This is a genomic window from Pedococcus badiiscoriae, from assembly GCF_013408925.1.
Classification (GTDB): Bacteria; Actinomycetota; Actinomycetes; order Actinomycetales; family Dermatophilaceae; genus Pedococcus; species Pedococcus badiiscoriae.
On record NZ_JACCAB010000001.1, the window covers coordinates 1,181,502 to 1,196,636 of the forward strand.

Sequence of the window (15,135 nt, forward strand, 5' to 3'; positions counted from 1 at the left end):
ATCACTCCGATGGGTCGCGGGGCAGGATGATGACGTCGAGATCGGCTGTGCCGACAGGGATCCGCGCGGTATGCCGCCGGGTCGGGTCGAGCTCGGCGGGCACCGTGACGTGCCCCTCGAGGACGGCGGTGGTGCCGGGGGCGACGGTCGTCCCGGCGGTCAGCGTGACGGTGACGTCGGGACCGGCGGCGGGGTCGGGGCTGCCGTCGTCGGTGGCGGCGCGCACGATCGCGGCCAGTGGGATGGCGAGGTTCCCGTCGTTCGAGACCGTCAGGGTGAGCGCGTGCCGTCCGGGCTCGGCGAGGACCCGCCGCGGTGAGACGTGCATCGACAGGTCAGGCTCGACCCGCAGCACGGCGTCCCGACGGATGCCTCCGACCTCGACCTCCGCGGCATACTCGCCGGGCGGGGTGTCGGGCTCGAGCCGGAACGTCACGGGAAGGTCGGCGGTGGCGCCGGGGGCGATGACGGCCGCGCCGACGCCGCTCACGGCCTTTCGACCCTCGCGGTGCAGCGTCAGTCCCCGGACCGCGACCCGCTGGTCGACGGCGTTCTGGACCGAGACGGTGGCGCGCAACAGCTTCGGGGGCCCGGTCAGGACGATCTGGTCCGGCGCGGGCTTCCTCGCGGCAGCGCGCTTCCTGGCGGGGGTGGACTTGGTTGCCGGAGCGGACGCGGTCGGCGTCGTGGGTCTGCGGGGTGCGGTCGTCACGGCGGGCTCACAGGTCGATCACGACAGGGCCGTGGTGCTCGGGCCGCACGTGCATCGTCGTGCTGCCGCGCACGGTGATGGCGAAGAGCTCGAGCCCGAGCACGGACCAGCCCCACGTCTGTTCGTAGGGCGTGCAGACCTCGGTCGCCGGCGGGGGACCCAGCTCGAGCCGGACGCAGGTGTCCACCGCGACGGGCTTGAGGTCGACCGTCGCCGTGCTGTCGACGCTCGAGCCGGAGTCGATCCGCGACGTGGTGTTGACCGTCGACGTCGTCGTGACGGGTTCGAGGGTGAGCTTCGAGTCGGTGTGGACGGTGTTCTCTCCGTTGTTGGTGTTCGTGGTGCCCCCGGCGAGGGTGAGCTTCATGTCATCGAGCCCCGTGAGGGTCGAAGTGACATCCGCGGTGACATCGGAGCTGAACGTGTTCCCGCCGAAGACGGTGGTGTCGATCGAGAAGTCAGCCATCAGGGTGCTCCTGCCGGAGGTGGTGCGTCGGGACTGACGAGGTAGGAGTGGTGGAAGCCCAGACGGGGGTCGCCCCAGGCCCCCAGGCGCGAGTCGAACTCCTGCAGCTCCGGCATGACGATCCGGTCTCGGACCTCCAGGGACGGGTAGTCGTAGACGGTGATGTGGTTCTGACCGCGGTTGGCCGTGAAGAGCAGGGTCTGGTCGGCCGACAGCTGGCAGGCGTAGATGCCGTCGACGAGGGCGCCGCGGCTGACGCGCAGCGACTCGGCATACAGCTGGGAGTTGCTGAAGAAGTTCGCGCGCATCACCGACTCGGCCAGGGTGCTCGCCGACTGCCGGGTGAGCGCAAGGCTCTCCAGCGCACCCGGGTGCTCGTCGATCAGCCGGTGCTGGCTCAGCGTGAGCAGGTCGACGAAGACCACGGTGTGACTGCCACCGGTGCAGAAGATGAGCTCGGAGTCGGAGATCGTCACGTCCGAGTTGATGTGGGCAGGCAGGTCGCGGTCGGCCGCCCAGTGGCGCACCACGCGCCCGTCCTCCGCGTCGATCTCGAAGGCGTACTGCCGCAGCCACGCCATACCCCAGTGCTCCCAGTCGGAGCGGTCGGCGGCGTTGACCCGGAACGAGATCGCGTAGAAGACGTCCAGGACCGGGTGGCAGACCACGTGCCAGCAAGTCGTAGGCAGCACGATCCGGCGCACCTCGCCGGTGACCGTGTCGAGGATGCCGACCTCCTTGGCCTCCCCCCTGGTGGGGTGGTCCATCCCCCCGTAGACGATGTAGCGGCCCGACGCGGTCCGCTTCATGGCGTGGGGGATCTTGAGGCCGTGCGGCGCGATCTGCTCGGCCTTGGTCAGGCGGTTCACGTCGAGCTTCCACAGGTGCTCGCCGATCGACGTGACGAACTGGGTGTCGTCGAGCCACACGACGTGGGTGCTTCCCTTGATCGTCGTGTCGGGGACCTCGAAGCGCAGGGTCGAGACCCGGTCTGCCTCCTCCAGCGTCGCCAGGTCGTAGAAGAGCAGGTGTTGACCGGTGTTGCCCAGGAAGCCGATCCGCCTACTGGGGTCGACACTCGGCGCATGCCCGCCGGAAGCGCCGGAGAAGTAGGTGACCTTGTAGGCGTGGTCCCCGGTGACCGGGTCGTAGTGGAACAGGCAGACGCCTGCCCTGCCCTCGAGACCGTTCAGTCCGTTGCCGTCGAGGGCGACGTGAAAGGCATATGGGTAGGTCCGCACTGGCAGCCCCGGCCTGCTCGAATACCCCGGCGTCCCGGCGGGCCGCCGACTTCACCGTACTCGGGGTCCAACGGCCTCGAAAGGGCTCAAGGACCACCCAGTGAGACCAATCGGGTCCGCGTCCGGGTAAAGACTTCGTCAACTACGTCAATTGGCGTATCCCACGGCCTCCACGATGCGATGACCCCTGTGGAACCCCTTCCCCGCGATTAAGGACAGTCATGGCCCGCACTCTCCCCCTCCGTCGCAAGATCATCGGCGTCGGCGCAGCAGCAGCCGTCCTCGGTGCCGTCGGGTTCGGCGCCGCCCAGGCAGCCACGGCCCCCTTCTCCCCGACCACGCCTGCCGTCTCCTCGAGCGCCTCCGACGCGACCCAGACCGCAGAGCCCACCGACACGGCAGAACCCACCGACACCGCCGAGCCCACCGAGTCCGAGACCTCGCACCCCTCGAAGTCCTCGGAGACGTCTGACCCGTCGGAGACCTCCGAGCCGACCCACACGCACACGGCTACGGCGACCGACACGCCCACCTCCACGGCGACGCACACCGAGTCCGGCGACAACGACGGCCAGAACGGCGACCACCAGGGCCAGCACGGCGACAACGACGGCCAGAACGGTGACCACCAGGGCCAGAACGGTGACCACCAGGGCCAGACCGGTGACCACCAGGGCGAGAACGCAGACCACACGCCGCGACCTTCCTCCAGCTCGACGACCAGCCACGGCGACCAGGGTGGCGACAACGGAGACAGCGGTGGCAACGGCGGTGGCAACGGCGGTGGCAACGGCTCTGGCAACGGCTCTGGCGACTGACGGACGCTTCGAGGACGCATTTTCTGACACCGGACGCCGAGCACTGCCACGCTGACACCGTGAACGCGCTCACCGACGAGCTCAGCACTGCTGCCATTGCGGGTGAACCCGGGGCGCTGCGGTCGGTCTACGACGCGCTGGCGCCCCGGGTCGCCGGGTACCTGCGGGCCCATGGGTCCGCAGACCCGGAGGCCCTCACCCACGACGTGTTCCTCACGTTGTACCAGCGCATGCCGGAGCTCACCGGGGGCGCCGCAGGCCTGCGGACGTTCACGTTCTCCCTGGCGCACGCGCGGTTGGTCGACGAGCTGCGAGCCCGCCAACGGCAACCGGTCAGCGTGCCGTATGTGCCGGAGGACGACCACCGAGCCAGTGACTCCGCGGAGGCTGTCGCCGTTCGTGCGATCGGCTCGGAGCAGGCCGTGGCGCTGCTCGAGTCCCTCAACGAGGGTCAGCGCGAGGTGGTCCTCCTGCGAGTCGTGGCGGGCCTCAGCCTGGAGGAAACGGCAGCCACCACCGGCCGCAGCGTGGGCGCGGTCAAACAGCTCCAGCGTCGCGGTCTCCTGGCCCTGCGCACGACCGCCCGAGCACACGGCGTAACCCCATGACCGGACCGACGATGACACCTAGCGACATGAACTCTCCTTCCCAGCACGGGGGTCAGCACACCCCCCAGCCCGATCTCGACGCCGACACGGCCGAGGCGGTCCTGACGGGTGCCCTGCCGTCGGGCGACCCCGCCCTCGATGCCACCCTCGAGGCGTTGCGTGCCCTGGTCACGACGGCACCGGAGCCCACGGGAGAGCTCGCCCGACTCCTCGGGCCGACCGTGTCGCCGGTGTCGGGAGACGAACTGGGCCGACGCCGACAGGGAAGCGCTCGCCACGTCGCGACCGGGACGACGGTCGTCGCCGGCATCCTGCTCGCCACCGCGACGGCTGCGGCAGCCATCGGCACCATCGGAGGACGGGAGCACGCAGGCCACGCGGCTCCCCCGCCCGCGGTGGTCTCGCCCCCGAGGGCGACGACTCCGCACCCGGTCGCCACCACGCCGACCAGGCTGCCCGTCCTCGCAGTGGCCTCACACGAGGCGACTCACGCCGCGTCCGATCCGTCGACGACCAGGCCCCACGCCAAGCTCGGCCCCGTCACGGTGCCCACCGTCCACCAGCACGGTGACGACTCGGACCATCCGTCCCGGGCGAACGAGCCGGGTGACGCGAAGGATGGCGCCGGGCGGGGCGACGACCAGGCGTCGTCGACGAGCCGCGGCACCAGCACCGGAGGCGACGGGACGTCATCGGGCACGAGCACTGGCGGCCAGGAGGCGGGCGACACGGCAGGCGCCTCCCACGACGGCTCGGGCTCAGGGCCCGGCTCAGGGCCCGGCTCAGGATCTGACGGCGCCTCCGGGAGCGACAGCGTCACGCCTTGAGGTCGGGGAACTGGTCGTCGCGGAACTCCTGCGACAGGGACTGGCCCCCGTCGAAGGCGCGCTGCTCCCGGTCGCGCAGCTCGACCCGGCGGATCTTGCCCGAGATCGTCTTGGGCAGCTCGAAGAACTCGATGCGCCGCACGCGCAGGTAGGGCGCGAGGTGGCCACGAGCGTGCGCGAGGATCGCCTTCGCGGTCTCCGCGTCGGGCTCCCAGCCGGGCGCGAGGGCGATGTAGGCCTTGGGCACCGCGAGCCGGGTCGGGTCGGGTGCCGGGACGACCGCCGCCTCGGCCACCGCAGGGTGCTCGATGAGCACGCTCTCCAGCTCGAACGGGGACACCTTGTAGTCGCTCGCCTTGAACACGTCGTCGGTCCGGCCGATGTAGGTGATGTAGCCGTCCGAGTCCCGCTGGGCCACGTCACCGGTGTGGTAGTAGCCGCCGGCCATGGCCTCGGCCTGCCGCTCCTCGTCGCCGAGGTAGCCGGTCATCAGGTTGACCGGGTGCCGGGACAGGTCGAGGACGATCTCCCCCTCGTCGGCGAGCTCGCCCGTGAGCGGGTCGAGGAGCGCGACCGGCACCCCGGGCATGGGACGCCCCATCGACCCCGGCTTCAGGGGCTCACCGGCGATGTTGCCGATCTGCAGGGTGGTCTCGGTCTGGCCGTACCCGTCGCGGATGGTCAGGTCCCACGCGTGCTGGACCTGGGTGATCACCTCGGGGTTGAGGGGTTCGCCGGCCGCGAGCAGCTCCCGCAGGTCGCCCTTGCCACCGCTGAGGTCGGCCTGGATGAGCATCCGCCAGACCGTCGGGGGAGCGCAGAACGTCGTCACCCCGGCGCGACGGATCTGGTCCAGCAGCCGGCCCGCGTCGAACCGCGTGTAGTTGTAGACGAAGATCGTGGCCTCCGCGATCCACGGGGCGAAGAAGCACGACCAGGCGTGCTTGGCCCAGCCGGGCGAGCTGATGGCCAGATGGACGTCACCCGGCCGGGCCCCGATCCAGTACATCGTGGACAGGTGGCCGACCGGGTACGAAACCTGGGTGTGCTCAACGAGTTTCGGCTTGCTGGTCGTGCCCGAGGTGAAGTAGAGCAGCAGCGGATCCGTGGACGCGGTGACCGTCTCGAAAGGGTGGGGCTGCTCGGCATACGCGTCGGCGTAGGCGTGCCAGCCGTCCGCCTCGCCGACACACACGCGCAGGTAGTCGCCCGGCACTTCGTCGAACTTGGCGGAATCCGCGGCGTTGGCCACGACGACCCGGGCGCCCCCGCGCTCGACCCGGTCGCGAAGGTCGGCCGGACCGAGCGCGGCGGTCGTCGGCATGATGACGGCGCCCAGCTTGAACACCCCGAGCATCGTCTCCCACAGCTCGACCTGGTTGCCGAGCATGAGCAGCACCCGGTCCCCCTTGGCCACCCCGAGCCCCGACAGCCAGACGGCGACCTGGTCCGAGCGGGTCGCCAGCTCGTCGAAGCTCAGCTTGAGCTCGGAGCCGTCCTCCTCGACGATCCACAAGGCCGTCGTGGCGTTGCCGCGCGCGATCTGGTCGAACCAGTCGATCGCCCAGCTGAAGCGCTCCCCCACCTCCGGCCAGCGGAACTCGGCGACGGCGCGGTCGTGCTGTCCGGTGAGCGCGACGAGCGTGTCACGCGCCTGTCGGTATGCCGTGGTGCTGGGGCGGGGCTCGGCTGTCGAGGTGGGTGCCATGGCACCGACTGTGCTACGCCTGCCCGAGGTCAGCAAGCAGGGCGGTGAACCAGTCGACGGAGTGGTCGAACGCCTTGCCGCCCTTGATCCGGTCGAACTCGATGGCGCGCAGGGTGTCGCCGCGCTCCTCGTCGTGGCCCACGACCCCGGACTCCCCACGCAGGGCTGCATCGACGGCATACGTCGTGCAGTCCTTGATGAGGGCGAGATCCGCGTCGTTGGCCGCCGCAGACCGCGCGAAGTAGCCGCTCTTCTGGACCAGCACCTTCTCGGCGCCGAGCTGGTCGGCGAACTGCTTGGCGAACCACGCCCCGGGGTTGACCTTGTCGAGCTGCACGTGGCCGAACGGATCGCGTGGCACCTCCTGGCCGCTCGCCTCCATCGACTCGACGATCTCGGAGACGCCTGCACCCTCGGAGACGAAGAGGTTGACGCAGTCGTGCTCGTCCATGACCGCACTCAGCCGCTTGGCCTCGCTGGCGATGTCCAGCGGGCGCTCGGGGACGAAGACACCGTGCACTTCCCACGGTCCGGGTGCGTTGTCGAGCCAGCCACTGAACTCCGACCCCCGCACCCACTGGTGGTACGCGAGAGCTGTTGCGGCAGTAAGCCATCCGCAGTTACGACCCATCACCTCGTGCACGATGAGCATCCGCGGGTTGGCGGAGTGCTCGGCGATCACGTTGCGCGCGAACGTGGCGCCCTGCTCGGCGGCCGTCCAGGCGCCGAGCGACTGCCGGATCGGGATCACGTCGTTGTCGATGGTCTTGGGGAGCCCGACGACCGTCAGCTCGTAGCCATGGGAGTGCAGGTAGGCCGCGAGGTCGGCCGCCGTGCCGTTGGTGTCGTCGCCGCCGATCGTGTGCAGCACGTCGACCCCGTCGCGGGTGAGCTGCTCGGCGGCGACGTGCAGGGGGTCCTGACCCTCCTGGACGAGGCCGCGCTCGACGCAGTCGGCCACGTTGGTGAGCTTGACCCGGCTGTTGCCGATCGGGCTGCCACCGAAGCCGTGCAGCCGGTGGGCGGTGGTCCGCACGTCGTCGGTGACCTCCACGGAGTCACCCGTGAGCAGACCGGCGTACCCGTTGCGGTAGGCCAGGATGCGCACGTTCGGCGCGACCTCGGAGTACCGCTCGATGAGCCCGCCGACAGCGGACGAGAGGCACGGTGCGAGGCCTCCGGCGGTGAGCATGGCGACGGTCTTGACGGTCATGCGCCCACTCTGCCGTGTCGGCGGGGACACGGCCACCGTCGTCTCAGCCGATCGACATCACGGCACCGGTGCGCTCCCAGCGCATCACGGCCAGCAGGGCCGACGTGGGCAGCGACACGCACCCGGCGGTGCCCCGGCCCGTGTCGACGTGGAAGAAGATCGCCGAACCCCGCCCGGGCGTCCGCGCCTCGTTGTAGCCGATCACCTGGGCGTAGTCGTAGGCCGGCGTCTTGAGGAGGTTCTCGGCCGAGGTCCAACGGCCGTTCACCGGCTTGCGCTGGTGGGTGTTGTAGAGGCTCGACCGGCTGTCATCGACCCAGACGTCCGAGCTGTCGACCCTGAACCACCCTTGCGGCAGACCGGGGTTGGCGCGCACGCCGAAGCCACCGCGCAGGGGGAAGGTGCCTGCCGGGGTCCTGAGGTCACCCTCCCTCTTGGACCAGCTCACGCCGTTGAGCCCGACGTGGCCGTAGTAGGGGCCGAGGTCGAGGACATAGCCGGCGGACGTCCTGCGGCAGGCGCGGACCGTCGCGCTCGAGCCGGACGACCTCACCGTCACGACCTGCGAGGCGACAACTCCCGAGGGGACCGAGCAGGCCGGTGCGGCCTGGGGCTTCGGGCTGGGCTTCGCGGCGAGCGCCGGACTCGGTTTCGGGCGCGGCCGCGGTGTGGAGTGGGTTGTCGTGGCTGGCTTCGGCTTCGCCTTCGGCGCAGCGGTGGTGGTCGTCGAGGACGAGGTGGTCGTCGAGGTGGTGGTGGCCAGGTCCGTCGCGGTCGGCGCTGTCGCCGAGGACGCACGGGTTGACGGGGCGGCGGCAGGCGCCGCAGCAGAGCAGGCGGCGAGCGCGGCGACTGCCGCCAGCCCCAGCGCCGTGGACCTCACGGCATACCCGGGACGCGGACGACGCGGACGCAACGGCCCGGTCATCGGTCGAAGTGCTGGTAGTCGGGAGGTCCCCACAGGCCACCCCAGCGCAGGCCCTGGCTCGTGAACGCCCGCACCGCGGCGCTCCCGCTGGAGGAGAACACGCCCGGCGCCGGCCCACGCCTGCTCAGCCAGTAGCGGTCCGGGTACACCGTCCCGTTGTCGGCGACGTACGGGTTCTCGAAGTCGTTGACGTCGATCGCCGTGCCGTAGGCGTGCTTGCTGTAGACCTTGCTGGCCTCCTGGCCGCCGACGTAGCGGCAGTTGAACGCGGAGGTGTTGTCCGCCGCCATCGCCGCGTAGTCGTTGGCGCCCGGCCCCTTGGGGTTCCTGCCCCAGGACGAGTCCATCGGCCTCATCTGCCGGATGCGGAACCGCAGGTCGTAGAGCTGGGAGAGGGCCGCAGCCGCCGCGCCGGCGATCGAGGCGTTGACGACGACCGATCCGCGGGACCGCTTGCCGTCGAAGCCCCAGAAGTTGACGCGCACGTACCTCAGCTGCGAGCGGCCCACCGGGCAGCCGCTGGTCCACGAGTAGCCCACCATCGCCTTCCAGACACCGTCCGGCACCCGCCCGATCGTGGCGTTGGCGCCGGACCCGACCGCCGGATCGTTCTTGGGGAACCGCACCGTCGGCTCGGCGCCGGCGCTGGCGACCGGGGCCAGGCTGGTGGCCGACGATGATGTCCCGGCAGCGCTCGTATGCCGCGTGGCCGGCGTGGGCGTGACCGACGCCGAGGGCGTGGCGCGGCTGGTCGGGCTCGCGCTGGCGCTCGGGGTGGTGCTGGGTGTCGGGCTCGTCGGCGCGGAGGTGGCAGACGTCGATGTCGCCGAGGCAGACGCGGCGCCGGCCCCGGGGCCTCCCTTGGCCGGGGAGTCGGGCTGTCCGCCACCACACGCGGAGGCGAGGACGGCACACAGCAGAGGCACGGCATACAGGGAGCGGGACGTCATGGGGCACCTACTGTGCCTGTTCCTCCCGCCCGAAGCCAGCCCGGACACGTGCCTCTCTCAGGTCGTGGTCACATGCAGGGACGCGCGACAGTAGGGATCGCCTGCGGGAGCCGGGGCGGCAGAGGGGGGACGTCGGCAAGCGGAGTCAGGCTCGTGAAGGCGTTGCCGATGACGAGGTCGACCCCGGACCCGGCGCGGCCGTCCTTGACCAGCTGGGCGCCAGGGACGTGCTCCTGCAGCAGCGCCGCGGCGAGGTCGCCCTCCTCGCCGTAGCGGATGACGGCGGGCCCCAGCTGCATGGTCCGCAACGGGTCGTTCGACACGTCCTTGACCTTGAACCCCCGGGCCGCGACGGCATCGGCGACGGTCTTGGCCAGACCGGTCTTGTAGGTCGTGTTGTAGACGTTGACCTTGACCTCGGACGGGATCGGCTTGAGTCGTGCCGGGATGGGGACCATGTGTTGGTAGCCCAGGCCCACGACGACGTCGACGGAGGTGCCCGACCGGGCGTCGGTGAACAGCTTGGCCCCCGGGATCTGGGAGGCCGCCAGCAGAGCCTGGTCGAGACCGTCCGGGCCGTGGTGGACGACCGCCGTCTGGGTGACGTACCAGGAGTCAGGCGCGTTGCTGATGCCCCCGACGGTGAACTTGCGCTTGAACAGGCCTATCGCGACCTCCGCCGCCACGCCGTGACGGCCCGTGGCGTTCATGACGTTGACGGTGAAGGAGCCCCGCGCCGGCGCAGGGACGACGTCTGGGGTGCAGGCGGGCTTCGGCGGCGGCGGTGTCATCCAGCCGGCCGAGTAGGCCGCCGTGATGCTGGCCGTGCCGAGCAGCACGCCGGGGACGGTGACGAACAGCATGATCTGGCGCAACCGGTGCTTGCGCCACACCTGGGTGGGCGTGAGGTCCACGTCCTTCATCTGGTGCCCCCTGACTCGCTGATCGTGAATCACAATCGTCACATCAGTCACACCAGTCACACGTCAAGCGACACGCGGACCGTCGCTTTCGTCACCGAGCCGTGATCCAGCGGCCCCGGACCTGGAGCGGGGTCGGGTCGGTCAGACGGCGGCGAGGTCTCGCGCCACGAGCTCGGCGACCTGCACCATGTTGAGGGCCGCGCCCTTGCGCAGGTTGTCGCCGCAGATGAAGAAGTCGAGCGTGTTGGGGAAGTCGAGCGCCTGACGCAACCGGCCGGCAAAGCGCGGGTCAGCCCCGACGATGTCCGACGGCGTGGGGAACTCCAGGCTCTCCGGGTCGTCGAGCACCACCACGGCCGGCGCCTCCACGAGCGCCTGCCGAGCCTCCGCGACGTCGATCTTGCGCGCGAACGTCGCGTGTACCGCCACGGAGTGCGTCGTGACGACGGGCACGCGGACACAGGTCGCGGACACGCGCAGCTCGGGCAGCCCGAGCACCTTGCGGGTCTCGTTGCGGATCTTCAGCTCCTCGGTCGTCCAGCCGTCCTCGGCGGCCGCCCCGATCCACGGGATCACGTTGAGGGCCAGCGGTGCCGGGAAGGGCGACTCGGCTCCGAGCTCGTGCTCGATGAGGCGTCGCACGTCGCCCGCCTGGTGGCCCAGCTCGCGGTGACCAGCGACGACCTGGAGCTCGTCATAGAGCCGGGCCATGCCGACCCGGCCGGCCCCGGAGGCAGCCTGGTAGGAGGCCACGACCAGCTCGGTGAGCTCCCAGCCGGCGTGCAGGACGCCCAGCGCGTCGATCATGGTCAGCGTCGTGGCGCCGGGGTTGGCGATGATGCCCTTGGGCCGGTTGCGGATCTGCAGCGGGTTGACCTCGGGGACGACCAGCGGGATGTCCGGATCACCGCGCAGCGCCGAGCTGTTGTCGATGACGACCGCGCCCCGGGCCGCGGCAATGGGCGCCCACAGGGCAGCCACGGGCGCCGGGACGTCGACAAGGGCGATGTCGACGTCGTCGAAGAACTCGGGGGACAGCTCCTGGACGACGACCTCGCGACCGCATACGACCAGGACGGTGCCGGCGTCCTCGGCGCACGCAGCGGCCCGGATCTCCCCCCAGACGTCGGCCCGCATCGCGAGCACCTGCTGGGTGACCGCCCCCACGGCCCCGGTGGCACCGACCAGTGCGAGGGTCGGACGCGGGGCCTTCGAGGCGAGTGAGGTCACCGGCCGGTGCCTCCGTAGACCACGGCCTCTCCTTCAGCGGAGTCCAGCCCGAACGCCGAGTGGACGGCGCGCACGGCATCGTCGAGGACGTCGGCCCGGGTCACCACCGAGATGCGGATCTCGGACGTCGAGATCATCTCGATGTTGACGCCGGTGTCGGCGAGAGCCTTGAAGAACGTCGCGGAGACCCCCGGGTGCGAACGCATCCCGGCGCCCACCAGAGACAGCTTGCCGATCTGGTCGTCGTACTGGATCGAGGCGAAGCCCACGGACTCCTGCACCTTCCTCAGTGCGTGCACGCCGGTCTGGCCGTCCGTCTTGGGGCAGGTGAACGAGATGTCGGTCAGGCCGGTCTCGGTCGCCGACACGTTCTGGACGATCATGTCGATGTTGATCTCGGCGTCGGCGCAGGTCTGGAAGATCGCAGCCGCCTTGCCGGGATGGTCGGGGACGCCGACGACGGTGATCTTGGCTTCGGTGCGGTCGTGGGCGACACCGGCGATGATGGGGGCTTCCACGGTGTCTCCTTCACCTGGTTTGTCCGTGACGATGGTGCCCTCCTTCGCTGAGAAGGAGCTCCGGACGTGGATGGGGATGTCGAAACGACGGGCGTACTCGACGCTGCGCAAGTGCAGCACCTTCGACCCCGAGGCCGCCAGCTCCAGCATCTCCTCGTTGGAGATGCGGTGGATCTTCCTGGCGGCAGGGACGATCCGCGGGTCGGCGGTGAACACACCGTCGACGTCGGTGTAGATCTCGCACACGTCCGCGTTGAGGGCGGCCGCCAGCGCGACCGCCGTCGTGTCGGTGCCGCCACGACCCAGGGTGGTGATCTCCTTGGTGTCCTGGCTGACGCCCTGGAACCCGGCGACGATGACGATGTGGCCCTTGTCGAGGGCGTCGGTGACCCGTCCGGGCGTCACGTCGATGATCCGGGCGCGGCCGTGGGACGAGTCGGTGATGACCCCTGCCTGGCTGCCCGTGAAGGACCGCACGGTGTATCCGAGGTCGGCGATCGCCATCGCGACGAGCGCCATCGAGATGCGCTCGCCCGCCGTCAGCAACATGTCCAGCTCGCGCGGCGGGGGCTGTGGGCTCACCTGGTTGGCCAGGTCGAGCAGCTCGTCGGTGCTGTCCCCCATGGCCGACACGGCCACGCACACGTCGTTGCCGGCCTTCTTGGCCTCGGCGATCCGGCGGGCGACGCGCTTGATGCTCGCGGCGTCGGCGAGCGAGGAGCCGCCGTACTTCTGGACGACGATGGGCACGGTGCTTCTCCTGGGACCACGGGGCGGGCAGGTGCGGGGTGGGATGGGCGGCCAGTCTATCTGCGGTCCTCATCGTGGGACGCGGGTGCCGTATGCCGGACGCACGAGTGAGTACCAAAGCTCAGGTCCAGGGGGTGGTGCGCCGCTAGCCTTCGCGCATGAGCATCGAGGTGCAGGGGGTGCGGCGAGCTTTCGGGGACGTGCTCGCCGTCGACAGCATCAGCCTCACGGCGCAGCCCGGCGAGGTCACCGCGTTGATCGGTCCCAACGGTTCGGGCAAGACCACCTTGCTCCTGATGATGGCGACGCTGCTCGTGCCCGACCAGGGCCAGATCCGCATCGACGGCCTCGACCCGGTCAGCCAACCGGCGCAGGTGCGCGCACGGATCGGGTGGATGCCCGACGGCTTCGGCACCTGGGACGCCCTCACGGTGCGCGAGGTCCTGCACACCATCGCCGCGGCATACCGGATCCCGGCTGACCGGGCTCGGGCCCGCACCGACGAGCTGTTGCACACGGTGCACCTCGAGGACCTGGCCGACCGGCGGGCGCGGGTCCTGTCGCGGGGACAGAAGCAGCGGCTCGGGCTGGCGCGGGCACTGATCAACGACCCCAGCGTGCTGCTGCTCGACGAACCGGCCTCCGGACTCGACCCGCGCAGCCGGATCGAGCTACGAGACGTGCTGAGATCCCTTGCGGCACAAGGCAAGACGGTGCTCGTGTCCAGCCACATCCTCACCGAGCTCCAGGAGGTGGCTGACCGCGCCGTCATCGTCGCCCGCGGCCGGAGCCTGGAGACCCAGAGCCTGGACGCCGACGTCGTCGCGACGGCGCTGGCTTCCTGGCGCATCGACTCGCTCGACCCCGAACGCCTCAACGCCTGGCTCGAGGAACACCACGTCGCGTCGACCCGCAGCGGCGGCGGCCTCACCGAGGTCGAGGTGGCCGGCGAGGAGAACGCGGCCCGGTTGCTTGCGGACCTGGTCCGCGACGGCATCCGGGTCATCGCCTTCGCACCCAGCCAGGGCGCCCTCGAGTCCGCCTACCTCGCAGCGACGGAGGACCGGCGATGAGCTGGCACGGCATCAGGACGATCGCGGCCCTCGAGCTGCGTCAACGGGTCCGCACCTCGCGCTGGCCGATCGTGCTCGTGGTCTGGGTGGTGCTCATCGCCGGCGTCACCTTCCTCGCCTACTGGGCCACGAACGACCCCGACCTGAGCTCGGGCCCGGCGATGTACGACATCGTCGTCTTCTTCGTCCTCGGCCTCTCCATGCTCATCGTCCCCTCGCTCACGGCGACCTCGGTCAACGGCGACCGCGAGCACGGAGTGCTGGCGACCCTCCAGACCACCCTGCTGTCCCCCTGGGACATCGCCCTCGGCAAGCTGCTGTCCGCGTGGGTGGTCTCGCTCGCCTTCCTCACCAGCGCGCTGCCGTTCCTGGCCTGGGCGTGGTTCGAGGGGGGCATCTCCGCCGGTCGCATCGTGCTGTCCCTGCTGGTGCTGGTCCTCGTGCTGGCGGTGGTGTGCACCATCGGCCTGATGTTCTCCACCCTCACCGCGCGACCCGTGGCCTCGGCGGTGCTGACCTACCTGACGATGGGCGCCCTGGTCTTCGGCACCACCATCGGGTTCGCGCTCAGTGCCTTCCTCGTGACCGGCCCGGAGAGTCAGCAGGTCTACGGCGTCCCCGACTCCTGGTACAAGGCCCACCAACCGCCGGCGTTCGACCCCAGTGACCCGAACCTCACGCCCGCCCAGCTCGAGCAGATCAAGCAGAGCCAGATCCAGCCGACGCGGGCGGACTGCACGACGTTCACCCGACGCGCGACCGTTGCCCACACGGAGCGGATCTGGTGGATGCTGCCCCTCAACCCGTTCGTCGTGGTCGCCGACGCCGCGCCCTCCGAGCCGCGCAAGAACCAGGGTGTCTACAGCAGCGGCTTCACCCCGATGCGGTGGATCAGCGCGGGGTCCCGGCTGGCGCGCAACGGGCCGGATGCCGTCGCGCAGGAGTGCCAGTTCGCCGTGGTGGCGCAACCAGGGGTCCCCGACCCGGGTTATGTGGATCCCCTCGAGACCGCGCTGCGGACTGACCCGGTCTGGCCTTTCGGTCTCGGTTTCCTCCTGGTCGCGGGTGCGGGTGCCGCAGCGGTGGCCGGCCGGCGGTTGCGCACGCCCATCCGCCGACTGCCCAACGGGACCCGCATCGCCTGACGTCGCCGCCGGCGGCGTTGGCCTG

The 15,135-nt window shown here is 70.4% G+C and carries 15 protein-coding genes; 5 read left to right on the plus strand and 10 right to left on the minus strand.

What is annotated here, in order from left to right; all coding sequences use genetic code 11:
• Position 1: 1 nt before the first annotated feature.
• Genes BJ986_RS05700 through BJ986_RS05710 form a run of 3 tightly spaced genes read right to left on the minus strand, consistent with a single transcriptional unit; the run spans position 2 to position 2,419 of the window.
• The gene (locus BJ986_RS05700; protein ID WP_179421111.1) at positions 2 to 712 is read right to left on the minus strand and encodes a hypothetical protein; all 711 of its coding nucleotides are present in this window, start codon (positions 710 to 712) and stop codon (positions 2 to 4) included.
• A 7-nt stretch (positions 713 to 719) separates the two neighbouring features.
• On the minus strand, positions 720 to 1,178 hold the full coding sequence (locus BJ986_RS05705) for a hypothetical protein (protein ID WP_179421112.1): 459 nt from the start codon (positions 1,176 to 1,178) through the stop codon (positions 720 to 722).
• Complete coding sequence (locus tag BJ986_RS05710) at positions 1,178 to 2,419, minus strand: hypothetical protein (RefSeq protein ID WP_179421113.1); 1,242 nt, start codon at positions 2,417 to 2,419, stop codon at positions 1,178 to 1,180. Before BJ986_RS05710 ends, BJ986_RS05705 begins: the two co-directional genes overlap by 1 nt.
• A 221-nt stretch (positions 2,420 to 2,640) precedes the next feature.
• Here BJ986_RS05710 and BJ986_RS05715 point away from each other — a divergent pair, with 221 nt between their 5' ends.
• From BJ986_RS05715 to BJ986_RS05725, 3 genes are read left to right on the plus strand one after another with little or no spacing between them, the layout of a single operon-like run.
• Positions 2,641 to 3,237: a hypothetical protein gene (locus BJ986_RS05715; RefSeq protein ID WP_179421114.1), complete on the plus strand. Its 597-nt coding sequence runs from the start codon at positions 2,641 to 2,643 to the stop codon at positions 3,235 to 3,237.
• A gap of 59 nt (positions 3,238 to 3,296) precedes the next feature.
• Entirely contained in the window at positions 3,297 to 3,845 is a 549-nt protein-coding gene (locus BJ986_RS05720; RefSeq protein ID WP_179421115.1) for a sigma-70 family RNA polymerase sigma factor, read from the plus strand.
• Between the two features lie 26 nt (positions 3,846 to 3,871).
• Complete coding sequence (locus BJ986_RS05725) at positions 3,872 to 4,672, plus strand: hypothetical protein (RefSeq protein ID WP_179421116.1); 801 nt, start codon at positions 3,872 to 3,874, stop codon at positions 4,670 to 4,672.
• Here the strand turns inward: BJ986_RS05725 and BJ986_RS05730 are convergent.
• The 7 genes from BJ986_RS05730 to BJ986_RS05760 form a co-directional block, all read right to left on the minus strand.
• On the minus strand, positions 4,662 to 6,380 hold the full coding sequence (locus BJ986_RS05730) for an AMP-binding protein (RefSeq protein WP_179421117.1): 1,719 nt from the start codon (positions 6,378 to 6,380) through the stop codon (positions 4,662 to 4,664). The two genes, BJ986_RS05725 and BJ986_RS05730, sit on opposite strands and share 11 nt — an antisense overlap.
• Before the next feature lie 13 nt (positions 6,381 to 6,393).
• On the minus strand, positions 6,394 to 7,593 hold the full coding sequence (locus BJ986_RS05735; RefSeq protein WP_179421118.1) for a pyrophosphate--fructose-6-phosphate 1-phosphotransferase: 1,200 nt from the start codon (positions 7,591 to 7,593) through the stop codon (positions 6,394 to 6,396).
• 43 nt (positions 7,594 to 7,636) lie between these two features.
• Positions 7,637 to 8,521 carry a L,D-transpeptidase family protein gene (locus tag BJ986_RS05740; protein WP_179421119.1) on the minus strand — a complete coding sequence of 295 codons (885 nt, stop codon included), beginning with the start codon at positions 8,519 to 8,521 and terminating at the stop codon, positions 7,637 to 7,639.
• Positions 8,518 to 9,471 (minus strand): M15 family metallopeptidase, encoded by a 954-nt coding sequence (locus tag BJ986_RS05745; protein WP_179421120.1) that lies wholly within the window; start codon positions 9,469 to 9,471, stop codon positions 8,518 to 8,520. Before BJ986_RS05745 ends, BJ986_RS05740 begins: the two co-directional genes overlap by 4 nt.
• Before the next feature lie 68 nt (positions 9,472 to 9,539).
• The gene (locus BJ986_RS05750; RefSeq protein WP_179421121.1) at positions 9,540 to 10,394 is read right to left on the minus strand and encodes a LytR C-terminal domain-containing protein; all 855 of its coding nucleotides are present in this window, start codon (positions 10,392 to 10,394) and stop codon (positions 9,540 to 9,542) included.
• Between the two features lie 141 nt (positions 10,395 to 10,535).
• Positions 10,536 to 11,624, minus strand: a complete 1,089-nt coding sequence (locus tag BJ986_RS05755) for an aspartate-semialdehyde dehydrogenase (protein ID WP_179421122.1) — start codon at positions 11,622 to 11,624, stop codon at positions 10,536 to 10,538.
• Positions 11,621 to 12,892 carry an aspartate kinase gene (locus BJ986_RS05760; RefSeq protein ID WP_179421123.1) on the minus strand — a complete coding sequence of 424 codons (1,272 nt, stop codon included), beginning with the start codon at positions 12,890 to 12,892 and terminating at the stop codon, positions 11,621 to 11,623. Before BJ986_RS05760 ends, BJ986_RS05755 begins: the two co-directional genes overlap by 4 nt.
• 158 nt (positions 12,893 to 13,050) lie before the next feature.
• Here BJ986_RS05760 and BJ986_RS05765 point away from each other — a divergent pair, with 158 nt between their 5' ends.
• Positions 13,051 to 13,965, plus strand: a complete 915-nt coding sequence (locus BJ986_RS05765) for an ABC transporter ATP-binding protein (protein ID WP_179421124.1) — start codon at positions 13,051 to 13,053, stop codon at positions 13,963 to 13,965.
• Positions 13,962 to 15,110 (plus strand): ABC transporter permease, encoded by a 1,149-nt coding sequence (locus BJ986_RS05770; protein ID WP_179421125.1) that lies wholly within the window; start codon positions 13,962 to 13,964, stop codon positions 15,108 to 15,110. The genes BJ986_RS05765 and BJ986_RS05770 overlap by 4 nt, the downstream gene beginning before the upstream one ends.
• Positions 15,111 to 15,135 lie beyond the last annotated feature (25 nt).

What these genes read in the sequence shown, in the direction of transcription:
- BJ986_RS05735 (WP_179421118.1), bottom strand. Translation starts at nt 7,593, where the DNA reads ATGACCGTCAAGACCGTCGCCATGCTCACCGCCGGAGGCCTCGCACCG.
- BJ986_RS05740 (WP_179421119.1), bottom strand. Translation starts at nt 8,521, where the DNA reads ATGACCGGGCCGTTGCGTCCGCGTCGTCCGCGTCCCGGGTATGCCGTG.
- BJ986_RS05765 (WP_179421124.1), top strand. Translation starts at nt 13,051, where the DNA reads ATGAGCATCGAGGTGCAGGGGGTGCGGCGAGCTTTCGGGGACGTGCTC.
- BJ986_RS05750 (WP_179421121.1), bottom strand. Translation starts at nt 10,394, where the DNA reads ATGAAGGACGTGGACCTCACGCCCACCCAGGTGTGGCGCAAGCACCGG.
- BJ986_RS05715 (WP_179421114.1), top strand. Translation starts at nt 2,641, where the DNA reads ATGGCCCGCACTCTCCCCCTCCGTCGCAAGATCATCGGCGTCGGCGCA.
- BJ986_RS05705 (WP_179421112.1), bottom strand. Translation starts at nt 1,178, where the DNA reads ATGGCTGACTTCTCGATCGACACCACCGTCTTCGGCGGGAACACGTTC.
- BJ986_RS05770 (WP_179421125.1), top strand. Translation starts at nt 13,962, where the DNA reads ATGAGCTGGCACGGCATCAGGACGATCGCGGCCCTCGAGCTGCGTCAA.
- BJ986_RS05730 (WP_179421117.1), bottom strand. Translation starts at nt 6,380, where the DNA reads ATGGCACCCACCTCGACAGCCGAGCCCCGCCCCAGCACCACGGCATAC.
- BJ986_RS05745 (WP_179421120.1), bottom strand. Translation starts at nt 9,471, where the DNA reads ATGACGTCCCGCTCCCTGTATGCCGTGCCTCTGCTGTGTGCCGTCCTC.
- BJ986_RS05725 (WP_179421116.1), top strand. Translation starts at nt 3,872, where the DNA reads ATGAACTCTCCTTCCCAGCACGGGGGTCAGCACACCCCCCAGCCCGAT.